The following is a 24,649-nucleotide window of genomic DNA, read 5'->3' on the forward strand; positions in this document are numbered from 1 at the left end:
CTAAACGTCGCGTGAAGAAGAATTGACGCAGCGCCGCTTGTAAGGCGAGAATTTCACGCGCACATAGAGGCAACAACGCGCTTGTGTCCTTTGCACAAGAGGACGTGATCTGTTTTGAAGCATTTGGCGAGGACCAACGACGATGACCGCCCGCACAATCCTGATTGTCGACGATGATAACGAACTGCGCGAAGCGCTGGTGGAACAGCTCTCGCTTTACGACGAGTTCGAGACCATCCAGGCGGATTCGGCCACAACCGGCATCGCAATGGCCAAGGAAGAACATGTCGATCTTCTGCTGATGGATGTCGGCCTTCCGGATATCGACGGCCGCGAGGCCGTGAAACTTCTGCGCAAGGGCGGCTTCAAGGCGCCGATTATCATGCTGACCGGCCATGATGGCGACAGCGACACGATCCTGGGCCTCGAGGCGGGCGCCAATGATTATGTCACCAAGCCGTTCAAATTCGCCGTGCTGCTGGCCCGGGTTCGCGCCCATTTGCGCCAGCACGAACAGAGCGAGGACGCCACCTTCGCCATCGGCCGCTATTCGTTCCGTCCTGCCGCCAAGGTGATGCAGGACGATGCCGGTTCCAAGGTGCGCCTGACGGAAAAGGAAACCTCGATCCTCAAATTCCTCTACCGCGCCGGCGAAAAACCGGTCACCCGCGATGTGCTGCTGCACGAGGTCTGGGGCTACAATTCCGGTGTCACCACCCATACGCTGGAAACCCACATCTACCGCCTGCGGCAGAAAATCGAGCGGGACCCGTCCAATGCGGAGCTTCTTGTCACAGAAGCCGGTGGATATAAGCTTGTGCCGTAACCGCTAATCATCGTAAATCTGGGGCATGAGCCTTGCCCAAGACATTGCGATTCTCAAACAAATCCCGATGCTTTCGGACTTCCAGGACGACCAGCTGCGCCTGCTCGCCTTCAGCGCCGAAAGCATGGATTACAGCCGCGGCCAGCGCCTGTTCGATCAGGGCGATCGGGCCGACGGTGGTCTCGTCATAACCGATGGAACCGTCAGCCTGCAAACCAAGAGCGCCGACGGCTACGAGGAGATCGAGCAAGTCGGCCGGGGCACGCTTCTGGGCGAGACCGCTCTTTTGGCGGAAAACAAGCGCCCCTGCCGGGCCGAGGCGGTCGGCGCCGTGCGCATCATCCGCATCCGCCGCGCGCTTTTCAAACGCATGATCCAGGAATATCCGGAGCTGGCCCAGCGGCTTCTGGACCAGCGCGTCAGCCATTTCCGCTACACGGTCGCGGCGCTGAAACCCATCGGCGAAAAAATGGCTGAACTGGAACAGCTCAACGCCGAACGGCGCGTCAAGGACGATAAAAAGCAGTCCTAAGGTTCGGCAGACTTCCGGCCTCCCATCCTTTCATACCAGTGAAATTGCTCTCAGGATTCGTCATTGCCGGACTTGATCCGGCAATCCATGCCGATGCTTTGCCTGATCAAAAGTGCGGTTGCGAGGACAGCAAACGGCGTGAACCATCCCATGGTCAAGCCATGGGATGGCGCCGGGGCAAGCGATTTCACACCCGCTTCAGCCCCAAACGAGGCCGTACCAGCCCGACGCCCATTTGCACCAGTGCCGCGACTGCAACACCAAGCCCGGTGAGACCAACCCAGATGGCCGGACGTATTGCGGTTGCCACATCAAAATTCGCGGCAAAAACACGGTCCGCCGGGATACCGGTGGCGAGCGCATACCAGGCATATTCAATGCCCGCCGTGCCGGCAGCCGCCAAAACGGCACAGCCCGCCAGAACAATCGGATTGGCCAGATCGAACCGTGCCTTGACGGCCAGACGGTAGAGCATCAGCAACAGGAACAGTCCGGACATCAGCGTCGCCTGGGTGACGTCGGATTTCGACTGCAGGAAGAAATGCACCAGCGCCAGAATGCCGATGCCGTAGACAAGGCTGTGCAGGCGCTGCCAGCCCCGGCCCAGCCTGCGGATGGCCGCATCGAAGGATGTCGCCCCCAAAAGCGATAGGCCGAACAGGGCCGTGAAACCGATGGTCAGATAGATCCGTTGCACGATCTCCGAGGCGACCTTCGCCAGGTTCCATTGCTCCTCGGCGGCATAGAGCCCGAGATGCAACAATGCGTAGGCCAGAACGGAAACCCCGATCATACGCCGCACACCGGCAATCCGGTTCCAGGAGAAAATCCTGCGGATTGGTGTGATCGCCAGGGTCAAAAGCAGCAATCGAACGGTCCAGTCGCCGGCGGAATGCAAGGCCGCCTCGTAGGGCTCGGCCAGAACGGGCCCAAAGGCAAGGTCATAGAAGATCTTCGCCGCCGGCAGTAGCAGGCCGGCAAAGACAGCCAGCCGTAACCAGGAAAGCTGGCCGCGCCGGTCGGTCCAGGGGGCGTAGCGGGCAAAACTGAGAATGTGCATGGCTGCCGCTTTATCAAACTGGGTCTGGAACTTCAGCCAACGACTTTTCAAGCTTGTGTGAACCCCCCGACCGCTTTTCATCACGTAACTTGTTTGCGGGAACGGTCAGAGGCTTCCTGTCCACCATACCATCAGGTTAATCGTCTCCAATATACTTCCGCACTATGCCGTCAATAGTCCCGTCCGCTTTAAGCTCTTTGATCACTGCGTCGTATCTCGCCGGCAGGCTCTCGATTCCTGGATAGGTCGACGCTTTCACAAAAACATTGTAATAGGGTTTTGATTTCAGCGGCTTAGCGAGGTAAGACACCTCGTCCAACTGATCATTTTGCTTAAGCTCGTACAACGTGCTCATGGTGTTCAAAGGCACAGCATCGAACCTACCCGCCACAAGCTTGCCAATTTGAAGATGATTCTGGACATCCACGTCAAATCTCAGTCCGGAGTTCAAGAATTCTTCCGTGTACGAAATGTCGCGCGTAATTCCTATCAAAAGGCCTTCGAGGTCTGCGAGAGACTCATACTTGATCCTATCTTTGTCTTCTGCTCTGACAAAGAAATTCCAACTGATGTTGACGTAGGATTCCTTCGGATAGACCAGATACTCTTCCCGTTCCGGGTTTTTCGAGAAGAGCAACAGCATGTCCATGCTGCCATTTCGAGCTTCCCGAAGAATACGCGAATCCGTCTCAATAAAGTCAACCTTGTAGGAAATATTCAAACGCTCAAAGACTTTATCGATAACCTCGATATCTATTCCTTTAGGAACACCGTTCTCCTCGAACTTATGTGGCGCTTGCGGATTGGCGATTACGAGCAGGTCACGCACCTGCGCCTGAGGGCCAGATGAGGGCATCAACCCAGCAAACGCCAATAGGACTGCGATCCCGATTTTGAGGTTTCTGATTGTCTTGCCAAATACGATCATCTCGGAAGGTTACCGGGCTTTCGTGTAGAAACCGTTTTCCAGTTAGAATACCTAAAGCCGGAGTTACTTTGGTAGAGGCGGCATCCGAGGAGAGGCCTGCTGTTATATCCAAACGTGGCAGCAAATGGCGCCGAGCCAAGGGCCTGTCAGACGGGCATCCCTTATTGCGCGTATTTACCCGGAAGGAGGAGGCAGTCTGAGTGGAAAGGTAGAGTTGGAAAATCACCAGCCAAGCGGCGTTTGAGTCTATTTGTTGCCACATGACTATTTAGGCCGTGTGGAAGACTCAAGAAAGCATGCCACATGTTTGGCGTGGCTTGCTTTTGTCAAAACTATGTGAACTGCGGGAATCTGTCAGGCAGCAGCGCCATCTTATCGATTGGCAGCGCCGTGCGACTTTTGGGTCATTTCAAGGAGCAAGGAGAACGGACATGCAACGCGGAAATACCCAATGGTCGCGGAGCCCTTTCGGGGTTGGAGCAGGATCGCCACTGCTGGCGTTGAAAATGCTCGGAAGTGGGTTGCGTTTCCTTGCCTTTTCCGCTTGCTCATGAAAGTTCCCGACCCCAACGATGCCGGTCGTGAATTGTGACTGCAGTCTAGTGTGGTGAATTTGAAATTCGCCTCATTGTTGCAGCGACCATCGAAGCGAATTTCAAATTCGAAAACCACACTAGAAACATATGCTTGCTAGTCACCCTTTTGAATCTGAAGCTCGTTCCGAGTGTGCCGGGAAATAAGACGAACTTCAGATTCGGGTGACTAGACCCAGGGGCGGTCGGTGCCCATCTTGCCTTCGAACGTGTCGATCTGCTCCGCCTTGGCCATGGTCAGGCCGATGTCGTCGAGGCCGTTCATCAGGCAGTGCTTGCGGAAATGGTCGATCTTGAAGGCGATGTCGCCGCTTTCCAGACCCTGGATCTCCTGGTTTTCCAGATCGATGGTCAGGGTGAAATTGGAGCCGCGTTCGGCCGCATGCATCAGGGTCTCCAGCTCGTCCTCGGAAACCTGGATCGGCAGGATGCCGTTCTTGAAGCAGTTGTTGTAGAAAATGTCGGCGAAGCTGGTGGAGATCACGCAGCGGATGCCGAAATCGAGCAGCGCCCAGGGCGCATGTTCACGCGACGAGCCACAGCCGAAATTGTCGCCGGCAATGAGGATCTTGGCGTCGCGATAAGCGGCCTTGTTCAGGATGAAATCCGGATTCTCCGAACCGTCGTCATTGGTCCGCATTTCATGAAACAGCGCGGTGCCGAGGCCGGTGCGCTTGATCGTCTTCAGAAACTGCTTCGGAATGATCATGTCCGTGTCGATGTTGACGATCGGCAACGGCGCCGCGACACCGGTCAGGGTTTCGAATTTTTCCATTTTATTCTCCCGAAAGGATGGCTCAAGCCGCGAGGCTTGTGGTCTGGTCGACACCCAGCATCAGATTGAGGTTCTGAACGGCCGCCCCGGAGGCACCCTTGCCCAGGTTGTCATAGACGGCGAGGATCACGGCCTGGGCGCGCGCATCGTTTGCAAAGACGTGCAGGCGCAGCGTGTTGGTGTCGTTGAGGGCTTGCGGATCGAGACTGTCGGCGCGCTCCAGCGCTTCCAGCGGCGCGACCTCGACAAAGCCGTTGGCGCTTGCCGCGAAGTGGTCGGCGAGGGCCGTATGGATCTGCTCACCCGTCGGCACGGAGGCAAGACCGGCCAGGTTCAGCGGCACGGCGGTGAGCATGCCCTTGTAGTAGTTGCCGACAGACGGCGTGAACAGGGGTGCCGCGTCCAGCAGCGCGTATTCGGTCATTTCAGGCAGATGCTTGTGGTTGAAGCCGAGCGCATAGGGGGCGAACTCGTTGGCCGAGGGGCCGGCCGCCTCGTAATCGGCGATCATGCCCTTGCCGCCGCCGGAATAACCGGAAATGCCGTGATAGGTGAAGTTGAATCCGGCCGGCAGAAGCTCGGCAGTGATCAGCGGACGCAGCGCTGCGATCAGGCCTTGCGGCCAGCAGCCCGGATTGGCGACCCGCATGGCGGCGGCAATGATGTCGCTCTGGTCCGCGTCCATTTCGGCAAAGCCGTAGGCCCAGCCTTCGGCGACGCGGTGCGCGCTGGAAGCGTCGATCACCCGCGTGGTGTCGTTCTCGATCAGGGCCACGCTTTCCTTGGCCGCCGCGTCGGGCAGGCACAGGATGGCGACATCCGCCTTGTTGAGATAGTCGGCCCGGGCCGCCGGATCCTTGCGGCTTTCCTCCGGAATGGAGATCAGTTCCAGGTCGCGGCGCATGGCGAGGCGCTCGCGGATCTGCAGACCCGTCGTACCGGCTTCACCATCGATAAATACGCGCGCGACCATGGCCCGCTCCTCTCCTTCTGATAAGTCGGAAGCGTCATACACCCAAACGGCACCCTTGTCACCGCCGTGTCATGCGCCAAGAGCTCAACGGGCTCTTGAGTGATCCTCATCATTCGCGAAGGGTTTGCGCTCACTTGAGAAGTTTGGTGATGCAGCCGCCGACACCGATCAGATCGCCGATCACTGGGCCGGTCGCGATCGAAAAGGAATCGTAGTCGATGGCATTTCCACTTTCCGAAAAATCGTCCCGTCTAAGGGCATTTCGGACCATGCGCTCCAGAGCGCCGCTCGCCCTTGAATAGGCCACCACCAGATCCCTGCTGCTGGCATCGGTGATCTCGATGCCCTGACGCCGCAGAAAATTCTGCAGATAGCGAAATTCGGGCTCCCGAAGCCGACTGAGGTCCACATCGCCGAAAGAGTCGTGATTTTCTAGCATTTGCGCAATCACGGCATTGGCGTTGGTAATCTCGGCCTCAACCGCTTCCAACGTTTTTTCGGCTTCCGCAAGCTCGCCCTCTTCGGCCAGGGCCAGTGTTTTGGTGAGGCTTTGCATCGTCTGAACGAGCGATTGCGCCGCCTTGAGAGATTCCACGGCGGCATCGGTGTTGCTGCCGATATTGAACACCGGATAAGCGCCCACCGGCATCATCTGCAAGGCAAACAGGGACAGGATCAGCAGCCTAAGGACACCAGCCATTTTTCATCTCCGTGAACTTGGTCGCGGTGACAGGATTTTTCAGCGCCGCTTCCCAATAGGACTTGATGATCCCGCTCTTGGTACCGAGGATGCCGCAGAAATCCTGCCCGAATTCGTCATAGACACCCGCAGGCAGTGCCGATCTCTTGCCCAACTCGAAGACATCGGAATAGAAGCTGAAGATCATTCCGACCGAGACAAGAGCCTGCCGCATGTCGGTCTCGGACGCGTCGCCGGGCGTCGGGGCGAACAGCAGTTTCTGCAGGGCCGGGTCGTTGAAGACAGACGACACGATTTTCCGCGCATCGGTCTGGATCATGTAGGCATTTCCGTTTTCAAGCGTGCGCTGCGCCCGCGCGATCTGTTCCGAGGAATTGCCGAGCTGAATGATCGTGACAATGAATCCGATCGCGACACCCGCGGCGCCGAAGATGGCGCTGCAGGTGAGGATTTCCTTTTCCCGTCTGACAAGAAAATTCGGCATGACGACCTATGGTAGAGGATATCACACCGTCACGACCACGCTCAACGCGCCTTTGCGTGGTACTCGTCATTCGGGCGCATGTCGGATGCCGCCGCAACCCGGTTGGACATGTTGAAGAACGCGGCCACGGAGGCGATGTCCCAGATGTCCCGGTCGGAGAAGCCGGCTTCCCGCAGCGCCTGGCGGTCGCTTTCCAGGATCTCCGCGGGTCTTTCCGTCAGCTTGACGGCAAAGTCGAGCATTGCCCGCTGCCGGTCGGAAAGATCCGCCACCCGGTAGTTCATTACCATCAATTCGCCGAGCACCGGATCTCCGGACAACTCGCGCACGGCGGCGCCATGGGCCGTCAGGCAATAAAAACAGCGGTTGACCGCCGATACCGCAACGGCAATCATCTCCCTCTCGAGTTTGCTGAGCCCGCATTCGGCCAGCATGAGGTCGTTGTACATGTCGGTGAAGGCACGCAGCTTCGTTTCGTCGAAGGCATAGGCCCGGAGCACATTGGGCACCAGACCCAGTTTCTCCTCGCACAAGGCGAAATACGCCTGCGTTTTTTCACTTAATGTTTCATTTGAATCGATTTGCAAGGCCGTGACTTTACTTGACAATTTGCTCCTCCCGTCATGAAACCTTCTATGTCGCTGAAATATGAACTTAAGTCTAAAACCGATGTAGCGACAGAGCCAAACCATACGACCGTCTAGGGGGATGGAAAATGCCGGACAAACACGACGTCGAGAAATTGAAACTCATCGACGCGGTCCAAGCCAACTTGAGCCAGAAAGACCCGGCCCTCGCCGAATTCGCCCGCGCCTTTTATGACCGCGGCGCGGCGGAAGATCTGGTCACCTACACGGCCGACGAACTGATCGGTTTCGTGACGGATGCCTGGCAGGATTTCCAGAACCACGAACTCGGCACCCACAGGGTCAGCATTTCGGACCCGGCCTTCAAATCCCAGAGCAAGAAGATCAAGGGGTTGAGCGTCATTGAAATCGTCAATGACAACATGCCCTTCCTGGTCGACTCGGTCATGGACGAACTCCAGGACAGCAAGCTCGAAGTTCACCTGGTGCTGCACCCGATCTACATCGTCGAACGCAGCGAGGACGGCAAGCTGACCTCGTCCATCGCACGTAAGAAACCGCCGAAGCGCACCGACCGCCAGGAAAGCCTGATCCATATTCACGTGACCCGGATCGATTCCGACGAGGCGCGCGCGGACCTGAAGGTCCGGCTGGACAAGGTGCTGAACGATGTCCGCTCCGTGGTGTCCGATTTCAAGCCCATGCAGGAACGGCTTGCAGAAGCGATCGACACCTACAAGACCACCCAGATCCCGAGCAGCAGCGACGATCTTTGGGAGGCCATTCACTTCCTGGAATGGATGGAAAACGACAACTTCATCTTCCTCGGCATGCGCGAATACACCTTCGAGGGTGGCGTCGAGGAAGGCGAGCTCTCGCCCCACGAAGGCACCGGCCTCGGCCTCTTGAGCGACCCGGATGTGCGCGTGCTTCGGCGCGGCTCCGAATTTGTCCAGATCACGCCGGAAATCCGCGAGTTCCTGAAGAAACCGGAACCGCTGATCATCGCCAAGGCCAATGTGAAGAGCACCGTCCACCGGCGCGTTCACATGGATTATGTCGGCGCCAAGCTCTATGACGACGACGGCAACCTGATCGGTGAACTGCGCATCGTCGGCCTGTTCGCGTCCACCGCCTATACCGAGCCGACCAGCACGATCCCGTTCCTGCGCCGCAAGGTCGCCAGTGTGCTCGCCCGCGCCGGCTACGGCTCGGAAAGCCACTCGGGTCGCGCGCTGCGCAACGTCCTGGAAGCCTTTCCGCGGGATGAACTGTTCCAGATCGAGCGCGAACGCCTGTTCGATTTTTCCATCGCCATCCTGCAGCTGGACGAGCGCCCGCGCATCCGCGTCTTGTCCCGGCCGGACAAGTTCGACCGTTATGTCTCGATCCTCGTCTTCGTGCCGCGCGACCGCTATTCGACCGAAGTGCGCCTGAATGTCGGCACCTATCTTGCCTCCATTTATGAAGGCCGCGTGTCCGCCTGGTATGTGACCTATCCGGAAGGCCCGCTGGCGCGGGTGCATTACATCATCGGCCGCGACAAGGGCGAAACTCCAACACCCGGGCAGGAGGAACTGGAAGCAGCGGTCGCCGACATGGTGCGAACCTGGTCCGACAGCGTTCGCGACGCCCTGCAACACGAGTTTGCCCCCGCCCAGGCCCGCAAGCTGGCCGACCGCTACGCCTTGTCCTTCCATGGCGGCTACAAGGAAGTCTACAACGCCCAGTCGGCGCTCTACGACATCGTCAAGCTGGAAACCCTGTCGGACCGCAACGACACCACCATCTCCTTCCATCGGCCGCAAGGCACCAAGGACAACCGGCTGGCCCTCAAGGTCTATCACCGCGGCTCGCCGATCCCGCTGTCGGCGCGCGTGCCGATGCTGGAAAACATGGGCTTCCGGGTGATCAACGAGCGGACCTACCGCATCACCCCGGCCGACGCGCCGATGTCCTACCTGCATGAAATGACACTGGAAGCGCGAGGCGGCGAGGAGATCGCCTTCACCGACCAGCTGCAGACCCGGCTGGAAAGCATGTTCATGGCGGTCTGGACCGACAGGGCCGAGGATGACGGTTACAACCGTCTGGTGCTGACCGCGGATCTCGCGTGGCGCGACATCGCCGTGGTCCGGGCCCTGTCCAAATACCTGCGCCAGGTCGGCATCCGCTTTTCCGAAGACTACATGTGGTCGACGCTCAACAACTATCCGGCGATCACCGCCAAACTGGTCGAACTGTTCCACTTGCGCTTCAACCCGGCCGTCACCGAGAAGGACCGCGACCTCGGCACCGAGCGGCTCCAGGGCGAACTGACCGCCAATCTGGAGGAAGTCGCCAGCCTTGACGACGACCGCATCCTGCGCCGGTTCCAGAACGCCATCGAATCGATCCTGCGCACCAATTTCTACCAGCTTGACGCCAAGGGACAGCCGAAACCGGTCTTTGCCTTCAAGGTCGACAGCCGCAAGATCGACGACCTGCCGCAGCCGCGCCCGTTCCGCGAGATCTTCGTCTACAGCCCGCGGGTGGAAGGTGTGCATCTGCGCTTCGGCATGGTCGCCCGCGGCGGCCTGCGCTGGTCCGACCGGCCGCAGGATTTCCGCACCGAGGTGCTCGGCCTGGTAAAAGCCCAGCAGGTCAAGAATGCCGTGATCGTTCCGGTCGGCGCCAAGGGCGGCTTCGTGCCCAAGAACCTGCCGCCGATGACCGACCGCGATGCCTGGTTCAAGGAAGGCACCGAGAGCTACAAGATTTTCATCAACGCGTTGCTCGATGTCACCGACAACCTGGACGAGGACAAGATCGTGCCGCCGGAACAGGTCAACCGCTTCGACGGCGACGACCCTTACCTGGTGGTTGCCGCCGACAAGGGCACCGCGACCTTCTCCGACACCGCCAACGGCATTTCCGAAGGCCGCCACTTCTGGCTGGGCGACGCCTTTGCCTCGGGCGGATCGGCCGGCTACGACCACAAGAAGATGGGCATCACCGCCCGCGGCGCCTGGGAAGCGGTCAAGCGGCATTTCCGCGAGATGAACCGCGACATCCAGACCGAGCCCTTCACCGCCGCCGGTGTCGGCGACATGTCCGGCGACGTCTTCGGCAACGGCATGCTGCTGTCGAAGGCCACCAGGCTGGTCGCCGCCTTCGACCACCGCGATATCTTCATCGATCCGGACCCGGATCCGGCCACGACCTGGGAGGAGCGCAAGCGCCTGTTCGACATGGGCCGCTCGTCCTGGAAAGACTACAATGAAAGCCTGATTTCCAAGGGTGGTGGGATCTTCTCGCGCCAGCTGAAGTCGATTACGCTGTCGCCGGAAATCCAGGCGCTCCTGAACCTGCCCAAACCCAGTGCGCCGCCGCAGGAAGTCATGACGGCCATCCTGAGGATGGATGTCGACCTTCTGTGGTTCGGCGGCATCGGCACCTATATCCGCGCCACCACCGAGACCGACGCGGATGCCGGCGACCGCGCCAATGACCCGATCCGCATCACCGCGCCGCAGGTCGGCGCCAAGGTGATCGGCGAAGGCGCCAATCTGGGCCTGACCCAGCTGGCCCGGATCGAGTTCAACAAGAAGGGTGGCCGCTGCAACTCCGACGCGATCGACAATTCCGCCGGGGTCAACTCCTCGGACATGGAGGTCAACATCAAGATCGCCCTCGGCGCCGCAGTCAAATCCGGCAAGCTGACGATCGAGCAGCGCAACGTGCTACTCGCCGAAATGACCGACGAGGTCGCGGAGCTGGTGCTGCGGAACAACTATCTGCAGACCCTGGCGATCTCCATGACCCATCTGCGCGGCATGGAGGATTTCGGCTACCAGGTGCGTATGATGCGCCAGCTGGAGCAGGCCGGGCTGCTCGACCGGGTTGTCGAACAGCTGCCGGACGAGGCGACGCTCGACGAAATGCGCAAGGCGGGGCAGTTGATGACCCGGGCCGAGCTCGGCGTCTTGCTCGCCTATGCAAAGATCACGCTTTACGATGCGCTTCTGGAAAGCACGGTGCCGGACGACGACTACCTCGCCCGCGAACTGTTCCGCTACTTCCCGGACCAGATGGCGGCGATCTATCAGGACGAGATCAACGGCCACCGGCTGCGCCGCGAGATCATCGCCACCATGCTGGCCAATTCCATGGTCAACCGGGGCGGGGCGACCTTCCTGACCCGCCTGATCGACCAGACCGGGGCGACGCCGACCGACATCGCCCAAGGCTTCGTCGCCGTGCGCAACAGCTACGACCTGACCGATCTCAACACCGAGATCGACGCGCTCGACACGACGATCGACGGCGAGTTGCAGCTGGAACTCTATTCGGAAGTCCAGTCCCTTCTGCTGGAACGTGTCGTCTGGTTCAAGCGCAACGTCTCCTTCGAACAGGGGCTCTCGGCGGTGGTCGAACGCTTCGGCTCCGGCATTGCCGCCCTGCGCGGCCGGCTGGAATCGGTCCTGCCGGAAGAACCCGCCGCCCTGCTCAACCAGCGCGCCGCGGACTATGTTGAAAAAGGCGTGCCGGAGGCGCTGGCGAAACGCATTGCCTGGCTTCTGGCCGAGAATGCCATTCCGGACATCGTCATCGTTTCCGAGGAAACCGGCGCGGATCTCGACACCGCCGCGACCGCCTATTACCAGGTCGCCCACAACTTCCAGATCGGCTCCATGCACGAGCGCGCCAATGATCTGGATGTACGCGACTACTACGACGGCCTGGCGCTTGACCGGGCTCGAGCGACCCTGTTTGGCGCCCATCGCGCGCTGGCCGTGGAAGCGGTCCGGGACGGCGGCTTCTCCTGCTGGCTGGAAAAACACGAAACCCAGGTGGTGCGCACAAAACGCGCGGTCACCGAGATCCTTGACGGCGGCCTGAGCGTCTCCAAATTTTCCGTCGCCGCCAGCCTGCTGTCGGAAATCTGCGGCACGGCGTAACGTCGGCGAGATCGGCAATTGCGGCCGGCGGTCTCCGCCGGTCGTGGATTTAAGGTGGAATCAATTCTACTCTCCTCGTCATCCTGAGGAGGCGCAAAGCGCCGTCTCGAAGGATCGGCGGCAAATTCCAACATATTTAGCCGATCCTTCGAGACGGGCTTCGCCCTCCTCAGGATGACGGTGAACAAGTTGATTGGCTTGGCAGTTCGGCGCCTTTGCCGCCGCCCCTCCACAAGGATTTTCGAAATTGACTGTCGCTCCCGAGAATCCTCCCACGAAATCCGACCCGCGCGCGGTGCTGTCCTGGGCCCTGTTCGACTGGGCGGCGCAGCCATTCTTCACGCTGATCACCACCTTCGTTTTTGCGCCCTATTTTGCCTCCACCCTGACGGCGACACCCGCCGAGGGCCAGGCACTGTGGGGCTATGCCACGGCCGCCGCCGGGCTCGGCATCGCGCTCACCGCCCCCGTGCTTGGCTCCATTGCCGACGCGACCGGCCGCCGCAAACGCTGGATCTTCGCCTTTTCGATCCCGTTTGTGATCTGCTGCTGGGCGTTCTGGGAAGCGGTTCCCGGCAGCGCGAACGGCATTCTGATCGCGCTCACCGCCTTTGCCGTCGGCACGTTCTGCATCGAGGTCGCCACCGTCTTCAACAACGCCATGATGCCGTCCCTGGTGCCACCGGAACGAATCGGCCGCCTGTCAAGCTTCGGCTGGGCGATGGGCTATGCCAGCGCGCTGATCACGCTGCTGATCACCCTTGGCTTCCTGGCTGGCAGCGCTGACACGGGCAAGACACTCCTGGGCTTTTCACCGCTGTTCGGCCTCGATCCGGCGACCGGTGAGGGCGACCGTGCGTCCGGGCCGTTTTCGGCGCTCTGGTATCTTGTATTTGCGTTGCCAATGTTCCTGTTTGTTCCGGACACGCCGCATCAGGCAAAACTTGGCCCCGCGATCCGCGCCGGCCTGAAAAGCCTGAAGGCCAGCCTTGTCCATGCACGGTCGAACCGGAACATTTTCGTGTTCCTGCTCGCCAACATGATCTTCAAGGACGGCCTGGTGGCCCTCTTCGCCTTTGGCGGCATCTATGCCGGTGGCCAGCTTGGCTGGGGCGCCATCGAAATCGGCAGTTTCGGCATCATCCTGACCATCACCGGTACGCTGGGTCTCCTGCTTGGCGGCCCCATGGACGACCGCTTCGGCGCCAAGCCGGTCATAGTCTTTTCGCTGGTGGTGCTGATGTTCTGCGGGCTCGGCATGATCTCGGTCGACAAGACCACCGTGTTCTTCGTGATCGAGACGGCGGCGGCCCCGGAGGGCAAGCTCTTTGCCTCGCTGCCGGAGCAGGTGTTCATCGGCCTCGGCGCGATCATCGGAGCGGTCTCCGGCCCCTTGCAGGCCTCCTGCCGCAGCCTTCTGGTGCGTTTGGCACCTCCCGAGCACATGACCCAGTATTTCGGCCTGCTGGCGCTCTCGGGAAAGGTCACGAGTTTCCTCGCACCGCTTACGGTCGGCATCGTCACCGGGCTCACCGCCAGCCAGCCGGCCGGCATGTCGGTGATCCTGGTGTTCTTCGGCGTCGGGCTGGTGTTGCTTTTGAAGGTGCGGGAGCGGGGTGCGGGATGAATTCTGATTATGTTGGTTTCCCCCGAAACAGGAAGGAAGAACAGCTTTCAGCGCTGCCAATTGTGTTGTTGCTGGATTATGCAAACACGGTTTTGAGCAATCCCGAATCGCTCGAAAGACTAAAAACGGGTTGGGATCGCAATATCAGATCTCACTGGACGGATGATCAATTTGCAGAGCTCGCATGGCTGGAAGAAAAACAAGGCGAACAGTATCTCTCCTCCAAGGGATACGGCGGACTGTACAAACGGCACATGGTCGCACTGGCGATGGTAGAGAAAGCCATCTTTGAATACCTGAATAACCCTTCGGCAGAATTCGAAACCTTCCTAAGGGAAAGACTTGTAGGATCCCCATATGTCCTAGAGACCTATTCAACGGATTAATGCAGTCACGGTTGGACGGTCTTAAACAAACAATCGCGCCGGCTTTCACCGGCGCGTCTTTCACTTCCGAAAGGACTTTTTGTCAGGCGACCTGGCGGACATTGGCGAGGAAACCTTCGACCTCCTGTTTCAGCCGGTTGGCTTCGGTCTGCAGCACATTGGCGGAGGCCGAGACCTGGCGGGCGGCGTTGCCGGTGTCGTCGGCCGAGGCCGCCACCTTGACGATGTTCTGGGCAACTTCCTGGGTGCCGTTGGAGGCTTCCTGGATGTTGCGGGCAATCTCGTCCGTTGCCAGGCCCTGCTGTTCCACAGAACTCTGGATGGAAGAGGAGATCTCGTTCATCTTCTCGATGGTTTCAGAGATGCCCTTGATCGCCTCGACCGAGCCCGCGGTTTCCGTCTGGACCGACTGGATCTGCAGCGAGATTTCCTCGGTTGCCTTGGCGGTCTGATTGGCGAGTTCCTTCACCTCCGCGGCAACGACCGCAAAGCCCTTGCCGGCTTCGCCAGCGCGCGCCGCCTCGATGGTGGCATTGAGCGCCAGCAGGTTGGTCTGCTCGGCAATGTCGGTGATCAGCTTGACCACTTCGCTGATCCGGTTGGCCGCGACCGCAAGCCCCTCGATCTTGTTGTTTGTCGACTGGGCCTGATCCACCGCATGGGAGGCGATTTCAGTCGACTGGGTCATCTGGCGGGAGATCTCGCCGACGGAGGCCATCAGTTCCTCGGCGGCCGAGGCGACGGTTTCCACGTTGGAGGAGGCTTCCTCGGAAGCGGCTGCCACCGCGGTGCTCTTGTCGCTGGTGTCGTCGGCGCCGGCCGTCAGTGTGTTGGAGGCGGCGTTCAGGTCTTCCACCTGGGTCATGACGATCTGGGTCAGCTCCGAGATCTGCCGGTCGAAATTCTGCGACAGCTCGCTGATCCGTTCCGCCCGCGCCAGCTGCTGGCGCTGCGCTTCTTCCTGTTCGGCGGTCAGCGCCTCTGCCTGCTGGGCTTTTTCGCGGAAGACCTCAAGTGCCTTGCTGATTTCACCGATTTCGTCGGCCCGGTCCGTATCCTGGATCGGCTCGTCGTAACGGCGGTCGATCAGCGCCTGAATGCTGGAGACGGCGCGTTCCAGCGGACGGCGGACGATCGTGTTGCCGACGACATAGATGGAAAGCGCTACGACAAGAAGCAGAACGACGCCGACGCCAATGATCAGGGTGGTGATCTGGGACGATGCCGCGTTCAAGGTGTCGAGCGGCACATTGACCACAACCGCCAGCTTGGCGTCGGTGCCGGTAACATTCACCGGCATGACGATGCGATAGACATCGGTGCCGAGCGTGTTGGAATACCCCTGGTATTCAAAGCTTTCGCCCTTCTTGACGGCCGCCAGCAGCTTGTCCTGTACGGCAAGATCCACTTCCGAGCGACCTTCCGCCCAGGGCTTGCCGAGAACGGCGCCGTCCGGATGCGCGATCCAGACCCCGTTCTGGGACAGAAGATGCACCGAACCCGTCTCAAGCGGTTTCTGCTTGCCAAGCTCGTCGGACAGGGGCGTCAGCAGGATGTCGCCGCCGGCGACCCCGATCACCTTGCCCTTGTGGCGGATTGGAACGGAGAAGGACACGCCGGTGACCGTCTTGTTGTCGGCTTCCCAGCTGTATGGCTCGGTCATGTAGTCCTTGCCGGACACATAGGCGCCATTGAACCAGAGTTCATCGGTGACGGACATGTCGCCGATGGAAATCTTCTCGATCGGACGATAGGCGAGCGAACCATCCGCCTTGCGGAAGTAATAGGGCTGCCATTCGCCGCCCTCGGCCCATTTTTCATCGCCCTTGAAGTCGCCATCCTTGCCGTCGAGCTGGTTCTCGGTCACCACGCCCCAGGCACCGGAAAGATCCTTGTTGTCCTGGGCCAGGTTTTCAACGACGGCGCTCCAGGCGAGCCGGTCAACCGCTTCGGCGTTTTTCATGCCACCAAGCGCACTGGCGAGAGACTGGGCCGACTTCAGCCCTTTTTCCAGACCGCGCCGGACAAATTCGGCTTGTTCGCTGGCCACCGTCGCGGCCTCCGACTTGGCCAGTTCGCTAGTAATCCCCGAGGCTTTCCAGCCGATAAAGCTGATGCCGACCACAAGGGCGACCGTCAGAGCCGCCGCGCTGGCCCCGATAAGCTTTGTTGTGACCTTCGCCTTTTTAAACACCCGAAATCTCCGCAGTTCTCAAGAAAGCGGCAGAAAAACTGCCCCAACCTCGCTCAGATTAGCTGCGGGACGTTAACAAGGTCTTCAAAAGGTGAAGGATTTCTAAAGACACCCTGTCAATTTTTACAATTACTTCAAGTTGTTAGCCGGCGCACTTGCAGGCAGGGCGTCCCGGTCCATGAGGGACCGCGACGCCTTCACTGCGAAGGTCCAAAGTTAGTGCCGGAAGTGACGCATGCCGGTCAGGACCATCGCAAGGCCGGCCTCGTCAGCGGCGGCAATCACGTCGTCGTCGCGCATGGAACCGCCCGGCTGGATGACCGCGGTGGCGCCAGCCTCGGCCGCCGACAGCAGACCGTCCGCGAACGGGAAGAAGGCATCGGACGCCACCACGCAGCCCTTGGTGAGCGGTTCGGAGAGACCGGCGGCTTCGGTCGCGTCCAGCGCCTTGCGCGCGGCGATGCGGGCTGAATCCACCCGGCTCATCTGGCCGGCGCCGACACCCACCGTGGCACCGTTCCTGGCATAGACGATCGCATTCGACTTGACGTGCTTGGCAACGCGGAAGGCGAATTTCAGATCGGCCAGTTCCTGCTCGCTCGGCGCGCGTTTGGTAACAACCTTGAGATCCAGATCGTCGACAACACCATTGTCACGCGACTGCACCAGCAGGCCGCCGGCCACGGACTTGACGAACAGGCCCTTGGCCCGGGCATCGGCGAGACCGCCGGTGACCAGCAGGCGCAGGTTCTTCTTGGCTGCGATGATCTCGCGGGCGGCATCGTCCGCGTCCGGGGCGATGATCACCTCGGTGAAGATCTTGACGATTTCCTCGGCCGCGGCCGCGTCCAGCGTCTTGTTGAGCGCGACAATGCCGCCAAAGGCCGACACCGGGTCACAGCGCAGCGCCAGTTCATATGCCTCTTTCAGGCTGGCGCCTTCCGCAACACCGCAGGGATTGGCGTGTTTGATGATGGCGACGGCGCTGGTGCGCGCCGGATCGAACTCGCTGACAAGTTCGAAGGCCGCGTCCGTGTCGTTGATGTTGTTGTAGGAGAGCGTCTTGCCCTGGAGCTGGGTCGCGGTGGCAACGCCGGGACGGTTTTCCCCGGTCTTGTAGAAGCCTGCCGTCTGATGCGGGTTTTCGCCATAACGCATGACTTCGGCAAGCGCGCCGCCAACGGCCCGGTGCGCCGGCGTTGCTTCTTCCAGCTGATCCGCCATCCAGTTTGAAACGGCCGCGTCATAGGCCGCCGTGCGGGCAAAGGCCTTCAGCGCCAGCTTCTTGCGCAGGGCGACCGGGGCCTGGCCGCCATTGGCGTCAAGTTCGGCGATCACGGCGTCATAATCGGCCGGATCGGTGACCACGGTGACATAGGCATGGTTCTTGGCGGCAGCGCGGGTCATGGCCGGCCCGCCGATGTCGATGTTTTCAATCCCGGTCGCGTAGTCGGCGCCGGAGGCGACCACGTCCTCGAACGGATAGAGATTGCCGCAGAAGAGATCGATGCCGGTGATGCCGTGCTCGGCCATGGCGCTCTGGTGATCGGCGTCATCGCGGATTGCGAGCAGACCGCCATGCACATTCGGATGCAAGGTCTTCACCCGGCCGTCCATGATTTCCGGAAAGCCGGTGACCTCGGAAATGTCCAGAACCTGAAGCCCCGCGTCCTTCAGTGCCTTGTAGGAGCCGCCGGTCGACACCAGCTCGACGCCCCGGTCGGCGAGTGCCCTGGCAAAGTCGACCAGACCGGTCTTGTCGAAGACCGAAAGAAGCGCGCGCTTGACGGGAACGAGTTCGGGAACGGGTACGGCTTTGGACACAATGGCCATGAATTTGCCTCGCGATTGGGGACGCCTTGGGAGAGTTGGCGTCGCCCTAGCACGCTTTCAGGCAAATCGGAAGCTCACGTCGGGGGCAGGCGGTGTTATTCCTCCAACGGAAGCTCTTCCAGCTCTTCGATCTCGTCGAAATCGCTGGTGCCGCGCCGGCTGAGCTTGGCCGTGGCCGTCTTGCGAAGCTGCCAGCTGACGGACGGGGCTTCGTTGAGCAGGCCATTGACCACGATCTGATCCGTCTTTCGGTGGCCATAGACATCCGACAGGTAGATGCTTTCTTCCAGCATGACCTCGTTGCCCGGCGCCTCGAACTCCCAGGCCTCACCGTCCCGGCAGACGAGAAGCACGGCCGAGCCGCCGCGAATGAGCGAACTGCGCAGGCTCGGATGCAAGTGAAACCGGAGTGCGTATTGGTGCTCCGGATCGATCGGCCCGACCGCCCTGAACGTGTCGACGCCGTCCAGCACCGTACCGTCGGCGGCAAGCCGCAGATCGCGCTCATGCACCACCCGGAATTCGGCGACATACCCGTCATGAGACGCAATCACCCGGCTACCGGCGGCATCGTCCTCGCGTTCGACCGGGACCTTGGAGGGACCGGAGAGGATCGGCGCACCGAGAATGTGACCGAAGGGCCGGTCCGACAGAAACCGGCAGGACGAGGTGTCCTCTATGACGGCCGTGGAATGTGCCGCCGTCGACCGGCTGACCCGGCGCCACAACGGGTTCGATTTCGGCGAAACGCCGCAATTGACGATGAGCCGGTGTGCTCCGGACGAAAATTCCAGGGCCAGGCAGCCGGCATGGGCATTGCCGGAGACATTCAAGGCCGGGGCAGGGCCCGTGTCGATCAGCACCACGGAAGCGCCGCCGGTCAGGCGCTGATAGCCGGAATGGGGCGCATTGCTTGGTGGCGCGCCCCGGGCGTCGTCATAGGCCAGGATCGTCGCGACCAGGTCGCTCGGGGTCGAGCCCATGCCGTTGAAATGCGCCAGCGTGCCATCGCCATGCCGGAAGAACCTCAAGAGCGGCATCATCCGGTCCACCGACTGAACCATGGCGGGCGGTACTTCCAGGCCTTGCGAGACGAAGGCCTGGCGGATCGGTAGAAGGTCGGCAAGGATATCGATCAACGCTCTTGGATTGCGCGAGATATGGCCGCCATCGGGCAGGATCTGGCGGGTCAGCTCCTGATCGAGCCGGCGGATGCTCTGACGGGCAAACCGGCCCTGGCCAGCCATCGAGATACAGGCCGAGGCAATCGCAAGCGCTCCGTGCAGCCGCTCGACCCCGTCTTCGGTCTCGTTGATCGTCTGGCGCAGAAAGCGCACCTGCCGTGCCAGCGACTTGACGAAACTCCGGTAGAATTCGTGATCGCCGTCCTGCAGGATGAAGGGCGAGTGGGCCAGCCAGGACAGGATCCGGCGGGTGACCACCTCGGCTTCCCAGCCGATCTCGTGCCAGCGGCCGGAAAACCGGATCCAGTCCTCCACAAGCGCGCGGGCGTTCTGGCGCGAGATCTGGCTGTCCGAGGCCCTCAGGTCTCGCAGCCAGCCGAAACTGTGCAGTTCCCGCTGCCAGTCCTCATGCACCGCCTTCAGTTCAAACGGCGACCGGCCCTGCGTTTCCACCAGATGCCCAGAGAACAGGAACCGTCCGCCATAGATATCGGCCGCGTTGGTGGCATCGGCCGTGCGCAGGTCCTGCGGCGCGATCAGAAGACGCGCCGGCACGGCCGAAAACGGCTGCATGCGGAACAGCGGACCGCCATGCATCCATTTCAGGGAGCGTTGCCAAACATGCAGGGCCACAAGACGCCAGATCCGGCTTCTTTCACTCAGGCTTGCGATATTCACCAAACCATCCCCAATACCGATGGTTCATGCGCGTCTATGGGAACTCTCCGGCTTCAAAAATACGGAAACGAACCATTAAGGTTAGCATTTCATTTAAAGAATCATTGCAAGTGAAGGGTTTATGCAGCGTTAAAGACGCCGGAATCTGGCAGCGAAAAAGCCGTCCATCCCCTTGAAATCGCCGGTGCTTGCCGCATCGTGACAGGGCAGGCAGCGCAAATACCCCGTATTTGTGACAAGGTGATCGAGTCCGCCCACCTCACCAGCCACAACCGGCACCAGCTCGACACGGCCGGCCTGGCGGTCCAGAAAAGCCGTTGCCTGGGCCTCTCCCTCCGCCACTTCAAGCGAACAGGTGCAATAGACGATCAGACCGCCCGGCTTGACCCAGTCGATTACCCGGTCGAGCAGTTCCAGCTGGATTTCAGTCAGCTTTTCTATGTCATAGGGCTTCTTGATCCAGGGCACGTCCGGATGCCGGCGGATCGTACCGGTGGCGCTGCAGGGCGCGTCGAGCAGCACCGCATCGAACGGCGCCTCAGGTTCGAACTTTCGAAGATCCGAGACAATGGTGGCCACACTGAAGCCGAGCCGGGTCATGTTTTCCTCAAGCCGTTTTAACCGGCTCTTGGAGATGTCGACGGCGGTCACATTGGCACCGGCCGCGGCCAGCTGAGCCGTTTTGCCGCCGGGCGCGGCGCAAAGATCCGCGACGCTCTGGCCGGCAATATCGCCGAGCAGCCGCGCGGGCAGGGCTGCGGCGGCGTCCTGGACCCACCAGCTGCCATCGCCATAGCCTTCGAGCGCGTCGACCGCGCCTTTTTTCAGGAGCCGGACACTGCCGCCGCCGACGACGACACCCTCAAGCTTGCGGGCCCAAGCTTCCGGATCCTCTTTTACCGTGAGATCGAGCGCTGCCTCGGAGCGGTGGGCCTCGGCGATCCGCCTGGCGGTGTCCTCGCCATAGGCTTCGCGCCAGCTCTCCAGCATCCAGTCCGGCGTGTTCAGGAGGATCGGGTCGAGATCTCCGATGAGCTCGTCGCGCTCCCGCCCGAGCCGGCGCAGCACCCCGTTGACCAGTCCCTTGTACGGCCTTGCCCGCCGGTCGAGACCGGCATGATCGACGGCCAACGACACGGCGGCGCGGTCGGGAATGTCGAGATACAGCATCTGGGCGATGGCGACATGCAGGATATCAAGCACGCGGCCGGTCTTTTCCGGGATCGGCCGATCGAGCAACCGCTCGAGAATTTCGGCGATTTCGCCGCGATGGCGCAGGGCGGCGCCGACGATAGCCCGCACAAGCGCTCGATCGTTCCCGGCAAGTGCCCGGAACCCGGAATGACCGGAGCCGGCCTCCAGCTCCCCGTCGAGCGGCCGTTTCTTGTAAACCACGTTGCCGAGAATGTCCGCGGCCACCTTGCGCGCGGCAAAGCCCGGTTTTTCTGACTGTTCCGGTGCCGGTGCGGTGGCGGGTTTCTGCTTGCTGTTCGGCCGTCTGGTCACGGAGCCATTCCAATCCCATCATCGGCCGGTTCGCTCCGGCCGGTCCTAAAACCAAGCGCCGCAGTCCGGTCCTCCGGCTGCGGCGCAATTTCAGTATTCTAAGGCGCACGACGCTTTGAACAAAGCGGTTTTTGTCTTGCCCTGAGCCGTCAGCCCCACGGACCCTTCGGGCGGCTTGGCCGGCTGGAGGGCCCAGCACCGCTCCAGGGGCCCGCGGCCCGGGAGTCGCGCTGAGCGAAGGAGGCCCGGCCTCCCGAGCTCGGCCCACCGCCATTTCCCAGGCCGGCAGCGGCGAGCTTGCGCAATTCGTCGATCCGGTTCTGGGTGTTCGGGTGGGTGGAGAACAGATTGTCCATGCGCTCGCCCGACAGCGGGTTCATGATGAACATGTGCGCCGTCGCCGGGTTGGCTTCCGCATCCGGGTTGTGAATGCGTTCCACGCCGCCGGCGATCTTGGCGAGCGCGGAGGCCAGCCACATCGGTTCGCCGCAGATCTCAGCGCCCATGCGGTCGGCGGCATATTCGCGGGTCCGCGAAATCGCCATCTGCACCACCATGGCCGCCATCGGCGCGACGATCATCATCAAGAGCACGCCGACAAATCCGAGCGGGTTGTTGCGGTTGCCGCCGAAGAAAAACGCGAAATTGGCCAGCATGGAAATCGCACCGGCAATCGTCGCCGTGATCGTCATGATCAAGGTGTCATGGTTTTTCACATGGGCAAGCTCATGGGCCATGACACCGGCGACCTCTTCCGGGCTCAGCATGTCCAAAAGGCCCGTGGTCGCCGCCACGGCGGCGTTTTCCGGATTGCGGCCGGTGGCAAAGGCGTTCGGCTGCGGATTGTCGATGATATAGACCTTGGGCATCGGCAGATCGGCGTTTTGCGCAAGCTGCCGGATCATGCGGTAGAAATCCGGCGCGCTGCGCTCGTCGATCTCGCGCGCATGGTGCATGCGCAGCACCATCTTGTCAGCGTTCCAGTAGCTGAACAGGTTCATGGCCGCGGCAATGGCAAGGGCAATCATCATGCCCGACTGCCCGCCAATCATGAATCCGATCCCCATGAAAAGAGCGGTCATCGCCGCCAGAAGCATTGCTGTGCGAATATAGTTCATCGCCGCGTCTATCCGGTCCTTGTCCTTGACGGTGGGTCGGGCCGATCCGGCCCATGCTCGTCCAAAAGATGGGGAGTGCTGCCAATCTTGGCAAGATTAGCCTATATAGACTGACAGGAACGTAACCCGAAGCAACCGGAAGCCATGACGGAACAGCAAGACAAAAACACCGCCAACTACAGCCAGAGCGATGCGCCCTCGCTCAAGACCGATGTGGCGGAAGCCCCGAAAAAGCGGTTCGAGGACCTGCCGCCGGCCGCCCAGCGCGCGCTCATGGAAGCCGAGGAGCGCCGCAGGCAAATCGACGAACGCCAGAAAGCCATGCCGGAAGAGGTCAACGGCCGCGGCGGGCTGGAACCGACCCGTTATGATGACTGGGAAATCAAGGGCCTGACCGTCGACTTCTGAGGAGCCCGCCTTGCCCTGTCCGCTGGATGCCGAACTTGCTGTCTGGGACGGCAAGGACACCGCGTTTCTCGAAGCGCTCTTCCGGAAAAATCATGACAACAGCGATTTTCTGGAAAGCCTGATCATCGCCTGCAACACTCAAAGGCTGCAGCGTGGTGCCACCTGGTTGCTTAAACAGTATTTCGATCAGAGGGGCACACCCTTGCCGGCGGATTTGTCCCGGGCGCATATCGGGCAATTCGCCGGGATCGAGGACTGGCAGGCGAAACTGCACGTTCTGCAATATCTGGAACATCTAGACCTGGCCGACGACGCCGAAGCACCGTTATCTGACTTTCTGAACGAGACCCTTCAGTCGGATCAGAAATTCGTCCGCGCGTGGAGCTATTGGGGACTCGCCGTTCTGGCTCATCGGTTTCCGGATCGCACAAGAAAGACCGGGCAATTGTTGGCAGAAGCACAGACCCGGGAAACGGCTGCATCCGTCAAGGTCCGCATTCGCAAGGCCTTGGACTTGCTGCCGACCTGACCTCAGGCCTCAGCCAGCTTGCGCACTTCATCCGCAACCGCTCTGGCCAAGTCCGCCTGCGGTTCGGCCTCGAAGTGGATCGCATCGATCGGGCTGGCCGAAATCACTGTGCCGGTGTCGAAAAATGCCACGCCATAGTCTTCCGCCAGATTCCGATAAACACCGGCCAGCCGGCGGGACTGTACTCCGCCATGCGCGTTGGAATAAACGCCCGCATATTCCTTGCCCGTGAAATCGCCCAGGGGCGGCGGCGCCATCAAAAGGACCTTCGGTGCCCGGCCCTCGACGTCGTCCGTGGCTTGCAGGGCAGCATAAAGGATGCGGCCCATGGCCAGGCCAATCGCGTCGGCGCTCATGGAAAACCGGTCCTGCAGATCGTTCGATCCGAGCATGATGATCAGGACATCGATGGGCATATGGGTCTTGCGCACACCGGCCAGATGCTGGAGCCCGTTCTTGTCGCCGCGGACCGGATCCTCGAACACGGTGGTGCGGCCATTGATGCCTTCCTCAACCACATAATACGCCTCACCCAGCTCCTTTTGCAGACACCGGGTCCAGCGGATGTCATGGCCGTAACGCGACTTGTCGGCCGGGTTGAAGCCCCAGGTGAGGGAATCGCCGAAACAGACGACGGTCAAAGGCTGCGGTGTCAATGGGACTGTCTCCTTGCTGGGCGTCTTCCGCGCGTGTTGAAATCTAATCGAACCGAAGCATTTGTCTAATCGTCTGAGGCCGGAGGGGATTCACGGACCCTGTCCGCGGCCCGGTCAATAATCCAACCGGGA

20 protein-coding genes are annotated in these 24,649 nt (G+C 60.8%); 7 read left to right on the plus strand and 13 right to left on the minus strand.

The features are described from left to right. Positions 1–142: 142 nt before the first annotated feature. Together M0H32_RS19640 and M0H32_RS19645 are read left to right on the plus strand one after the other, a co-directional pair. Entirely contained in the window at positions 143–826 is a 684-nt protein-coding gene (locus tag M0H32_RS19640) for a response regulator transcription factor (protein WP_248156928.1), read from the plus strand. 25 nt (positions 827–851) lie between these two features. After that, on the plus strand, positions 852–1,358 hold the full coding sequence (locus M0H32_RS19645; RefSeq protein ID WP_248156929.1) for a Crp/Fnr family transcriptional regulator: 507 nt from the start codon (positions 852–854) through the stop codon (positions 1,356–1,358). Positions 1,359–1,545: 187 nt separating this feature from the next. Here M0H32_RS19645 and M0H32_RS19650 read toward each other — a convergent pair whose 3' ends face one another. From M0H32_RS19650 to M0H32_RS19680, 7 genes are all read right to left on the minus strand, one after another. Then, the gene (locus M0H32_RS19650) at positions 1,546–2,418 is read right to left on the minus strand and encodes a protein-methionine-sulfoxide reductase heme-binding subunit MsrQ (protein ID WP_248156930.1); all 873 of its coding nucleotides are present in this window, start codon (positions 2,416–2,418) and stop codon (positions 1,546–1,548) included. Between the two features lie 136 nt (positions 2,419–2,554). Continuing rightward, positions 2,555–3,346 (minus strand): substrate-binding periplasmic protein, encoded by a 792-nt coding sequence (locus M0H32_RS19655; protein WP_248156932.1) that lies wholly within the window; start codon positions 3,344–3,346, stop codon positions 2,555–2,557. A gap of 762 nt (positions 3,347–4,108) precedes the next feature. Continuing rightward, positions 4,109–4,714, minus strand: a complete 606-nt coding sequence (leuD, locus tag M0H32_RS19660) for a 3-isopropylmalate dehydratase small subunit (protein ID WP_248156934.1) — start codon at positions 4,712–4,714, stop codon at positions 4,109–4,111. A 22-nt stretch (positions 4,715–4,736) separates the two neighbouring features. Beyond that, the gene (gene argC / locus M0H32_RS19665) at positions 4,737–5,687 is read right to left on the minus strand and encodes an N-acetyl-gamma-glutamyl-phosphate reductase (RefSeq protein ID WP_248156936.1); all 951 of its coding nucleotides are present in this window, start codon (positions 5,685–5,687) and stop codon (positions 4,737–4,739) included. Between the two features lie 130 nt (positions 5,688–5,817). After that, on the minus strand, positions 5,818–6,387 hold the full coding sequence (locus M0H32_RS19670) for a hypothetical protein (protein ID WP_248156937.1): 570 nt from the start codon (positions 6,385–6,387) through the stop codon (positions 5,818–5,820). Next, on the minus strand, positions 6,371–6,871 hold the full coding sequence (locus M0H32_RS19675) for a hypothetical protein (protein WP_248156938.1): 501 nt from the start codon (positions 6,869–6,871) through the stop codon (positions 6,371–6,373). The genes M0H32_RS19670 and M0H32_RS19675 overlap by 17 nt, the downstream gene beginning before the upstream one ends. 41 nt (positions 6,872–6,912) lie before the next feature. Continuing rightward, complete coding sequence (locus M0H32_RS19680) at positions 6,913–7,479, minus strand: peroxidase-related enzyme (protein WP_248156939.1); 567 nt, start codon at positions 7,477–7,479, stop codon at positions 6,913–6,915. 107 nt (positions 7,480–7,586) lie between these two features. On the opposite strand from M0H32_RS19680, the gene M0H32_RS19685 reads away from it, so the two are divergent. The 3 genes from M0H32_RS19685 to M0H32_RS19695 all read left to right on the plus strand — a co-directional run bounded on the left by M0H32_RS19685 (position 7,587) and on the right by M0H32_RS19695 (position 14,411). After that, positions 7,587–12,398: an NAD-glutamate dehydrogenase gene (locus M0H32_RS19685; protein WP_248156940.1), complete on the plus strand. Its 4,812-nt coding sequence runs from the start codon at positions 7,587–7,589 to the stop codon at positions 12,396–12,398. Between the two features lie 247 nt (positions 12,399–12,645). Further along, positions 12,646–14,025 (plus strand): MFS transporter, encoded by a 1,380-nt coding sequence (locus M0H32_RS19690; protein ID WP_248156941.1) that lies wholly within the window; start codon positions 12,646–12,648, stop codon positions 14,023–14,025. Next, complete coding sequence (locus M0H32_RS19695) at positions 14,022–14,411, plus strand: hypothetical protein (protein ID WP_248156942.1); 390 nt, start codon at positions 14,022–14,024, stop codon at positions 14,409–14,411. The genes M0H32_RS19690 and M0H32_RS19695 overlap by 4 nt, the downstream gene beginning before the upstream one ends. A gap of 82 nt (positions 14,412–14,493) precedes the next feature. Here the strand turns inward: M0H32_RS19695 and M0H32_RS19700 are convergent, their stop codons facing one another. The 5 genes from M0H32_RS19700 to htpX form a co-directional block, all read right to left on the minus strand. Then, positions 14,494–16,605 (minus strand): methyl-accepting chemotaxis protein, encoded by a 2,112-nt coding sequence (locus tag M0H32_RS19700; RefSeq protein WP_248156944.1) that lies wholly within the window; start codon positions 16,603–16,605, stop codon positions 14,494–14,496. Between the two features lie 216 nt (positions 16,606–16,821). Then, positions 16,822–18,438 carry a bifunctional phosphoribosylaminoimidazolecarboxamide formyltransferase/IMP cyclohydrolase gene (gene purH, locus M0H32_RS19705; RefSeq protein ID WP_248156946.1) on the minus strand — a complete coding sequence of 539 codons (1,617 nt, stop codon included), beginning with the start codon at positions 18,436–18,438 and terminating at the stop codon, positions 16,822–16,824. 95 nt (positions 18,439–18,533) lie between these two features. Beyond that, the gene (locus M0H32_RS19710) at positions 18,534–20,300 is read right to left on the minus strand and encodes a heparinase II/III family protein (RefSeq protein ID WP_345779350.1); all 1,767 of its coding nucleotides are present in this window, start codon (positions 20,298–20,300) and stop codon (positions 18,534–18,536) included. A 129-nt stretch (positions 20,301–20,429) separates the two neighbouring features. After that, on the minus strand, positions 20,430–21,806 hold the full coding sequence (locus M0H32_RS19715; RefSeq protein WP_248156948.1) for an RsmB/NOP family class I SAM-dependent RNA methyltransferase: 1,377 nt from the start codon (positions 21,804–21,806) through the stop codon (positions 20,430–20,432). A gap of 149 nt (positions 21,807–21,955) precedes the next feature. Continuing rightward, on the minus strand, positions 21,956–22,924 hold the full coding sequence (gene htpX, locus M0H32_RS19720; RefSeq protein ID WP_248156950.1) for a zinc metalloprotease HtpX: 969 nt from the start codon (positions 22,922–22,924) through the stop codon (positions 21,956–21,958). Positions 22,925–23,068: 144 nt separating this feature from the next. Between htpX and M0H32_RS19725 the strand changes: the two genes are divergently transcribed. Together M0H32_RS19725 and M0H32_RS19730 are read left to right on the plus strand one after the other, a co-directional pair. Next, on the plus strand, positions 23,069–23,332 hold the full coding sequence (locus M0H32_RS19725; RefSeq protein WP_248156952.1) for a DUF1674 domain-containing protein: 264 nt from the start codon (positions 23,069–23,071) through the stop codon (positions 23,330–23,332). Between the two features lie 10 nt (positions 23,333–23,342). After that, the gene (locus M0H32_RS19730; protein ID WP_248156953.1) at positions 23,343–23,861 is read left to right on the plus strand and encodes a hypothetical protein; all 519 of its coding nucleotides are present in this window, start codon (positions 23,343–23,345) and stop codon (positions 23,859–23,861) included. Between the two features lie 2 nt (positions 23,862–23,863). On the opposite strand, the gene M0H32_RS19735 is transcribed toward M0H32_RS19730, so the two are convergent. Continuing rightward, a complete protein-coding gene (locus M0H32_RS19735; RefSeq protein ID WP_248156954.1) occupies positions 23,864–24,517 on the minus strand; it encodes an SGNH/GDSL hydrolase family protein in 654 nt (217 codons plus the stop codon). Positions 24,518–24,649: the final 132 nt, after the last annotated feature.

Source organism: Roseibium sediminicola (assembly GCF_023156505.1).
GTDB classification, from domain to species: domain Bacteria; phylum Pseudomonadota; class Alphaproteobacteria; order Rhizobiales; family Stappiaceae; genus Roseibium; species Roseibium sediminicola.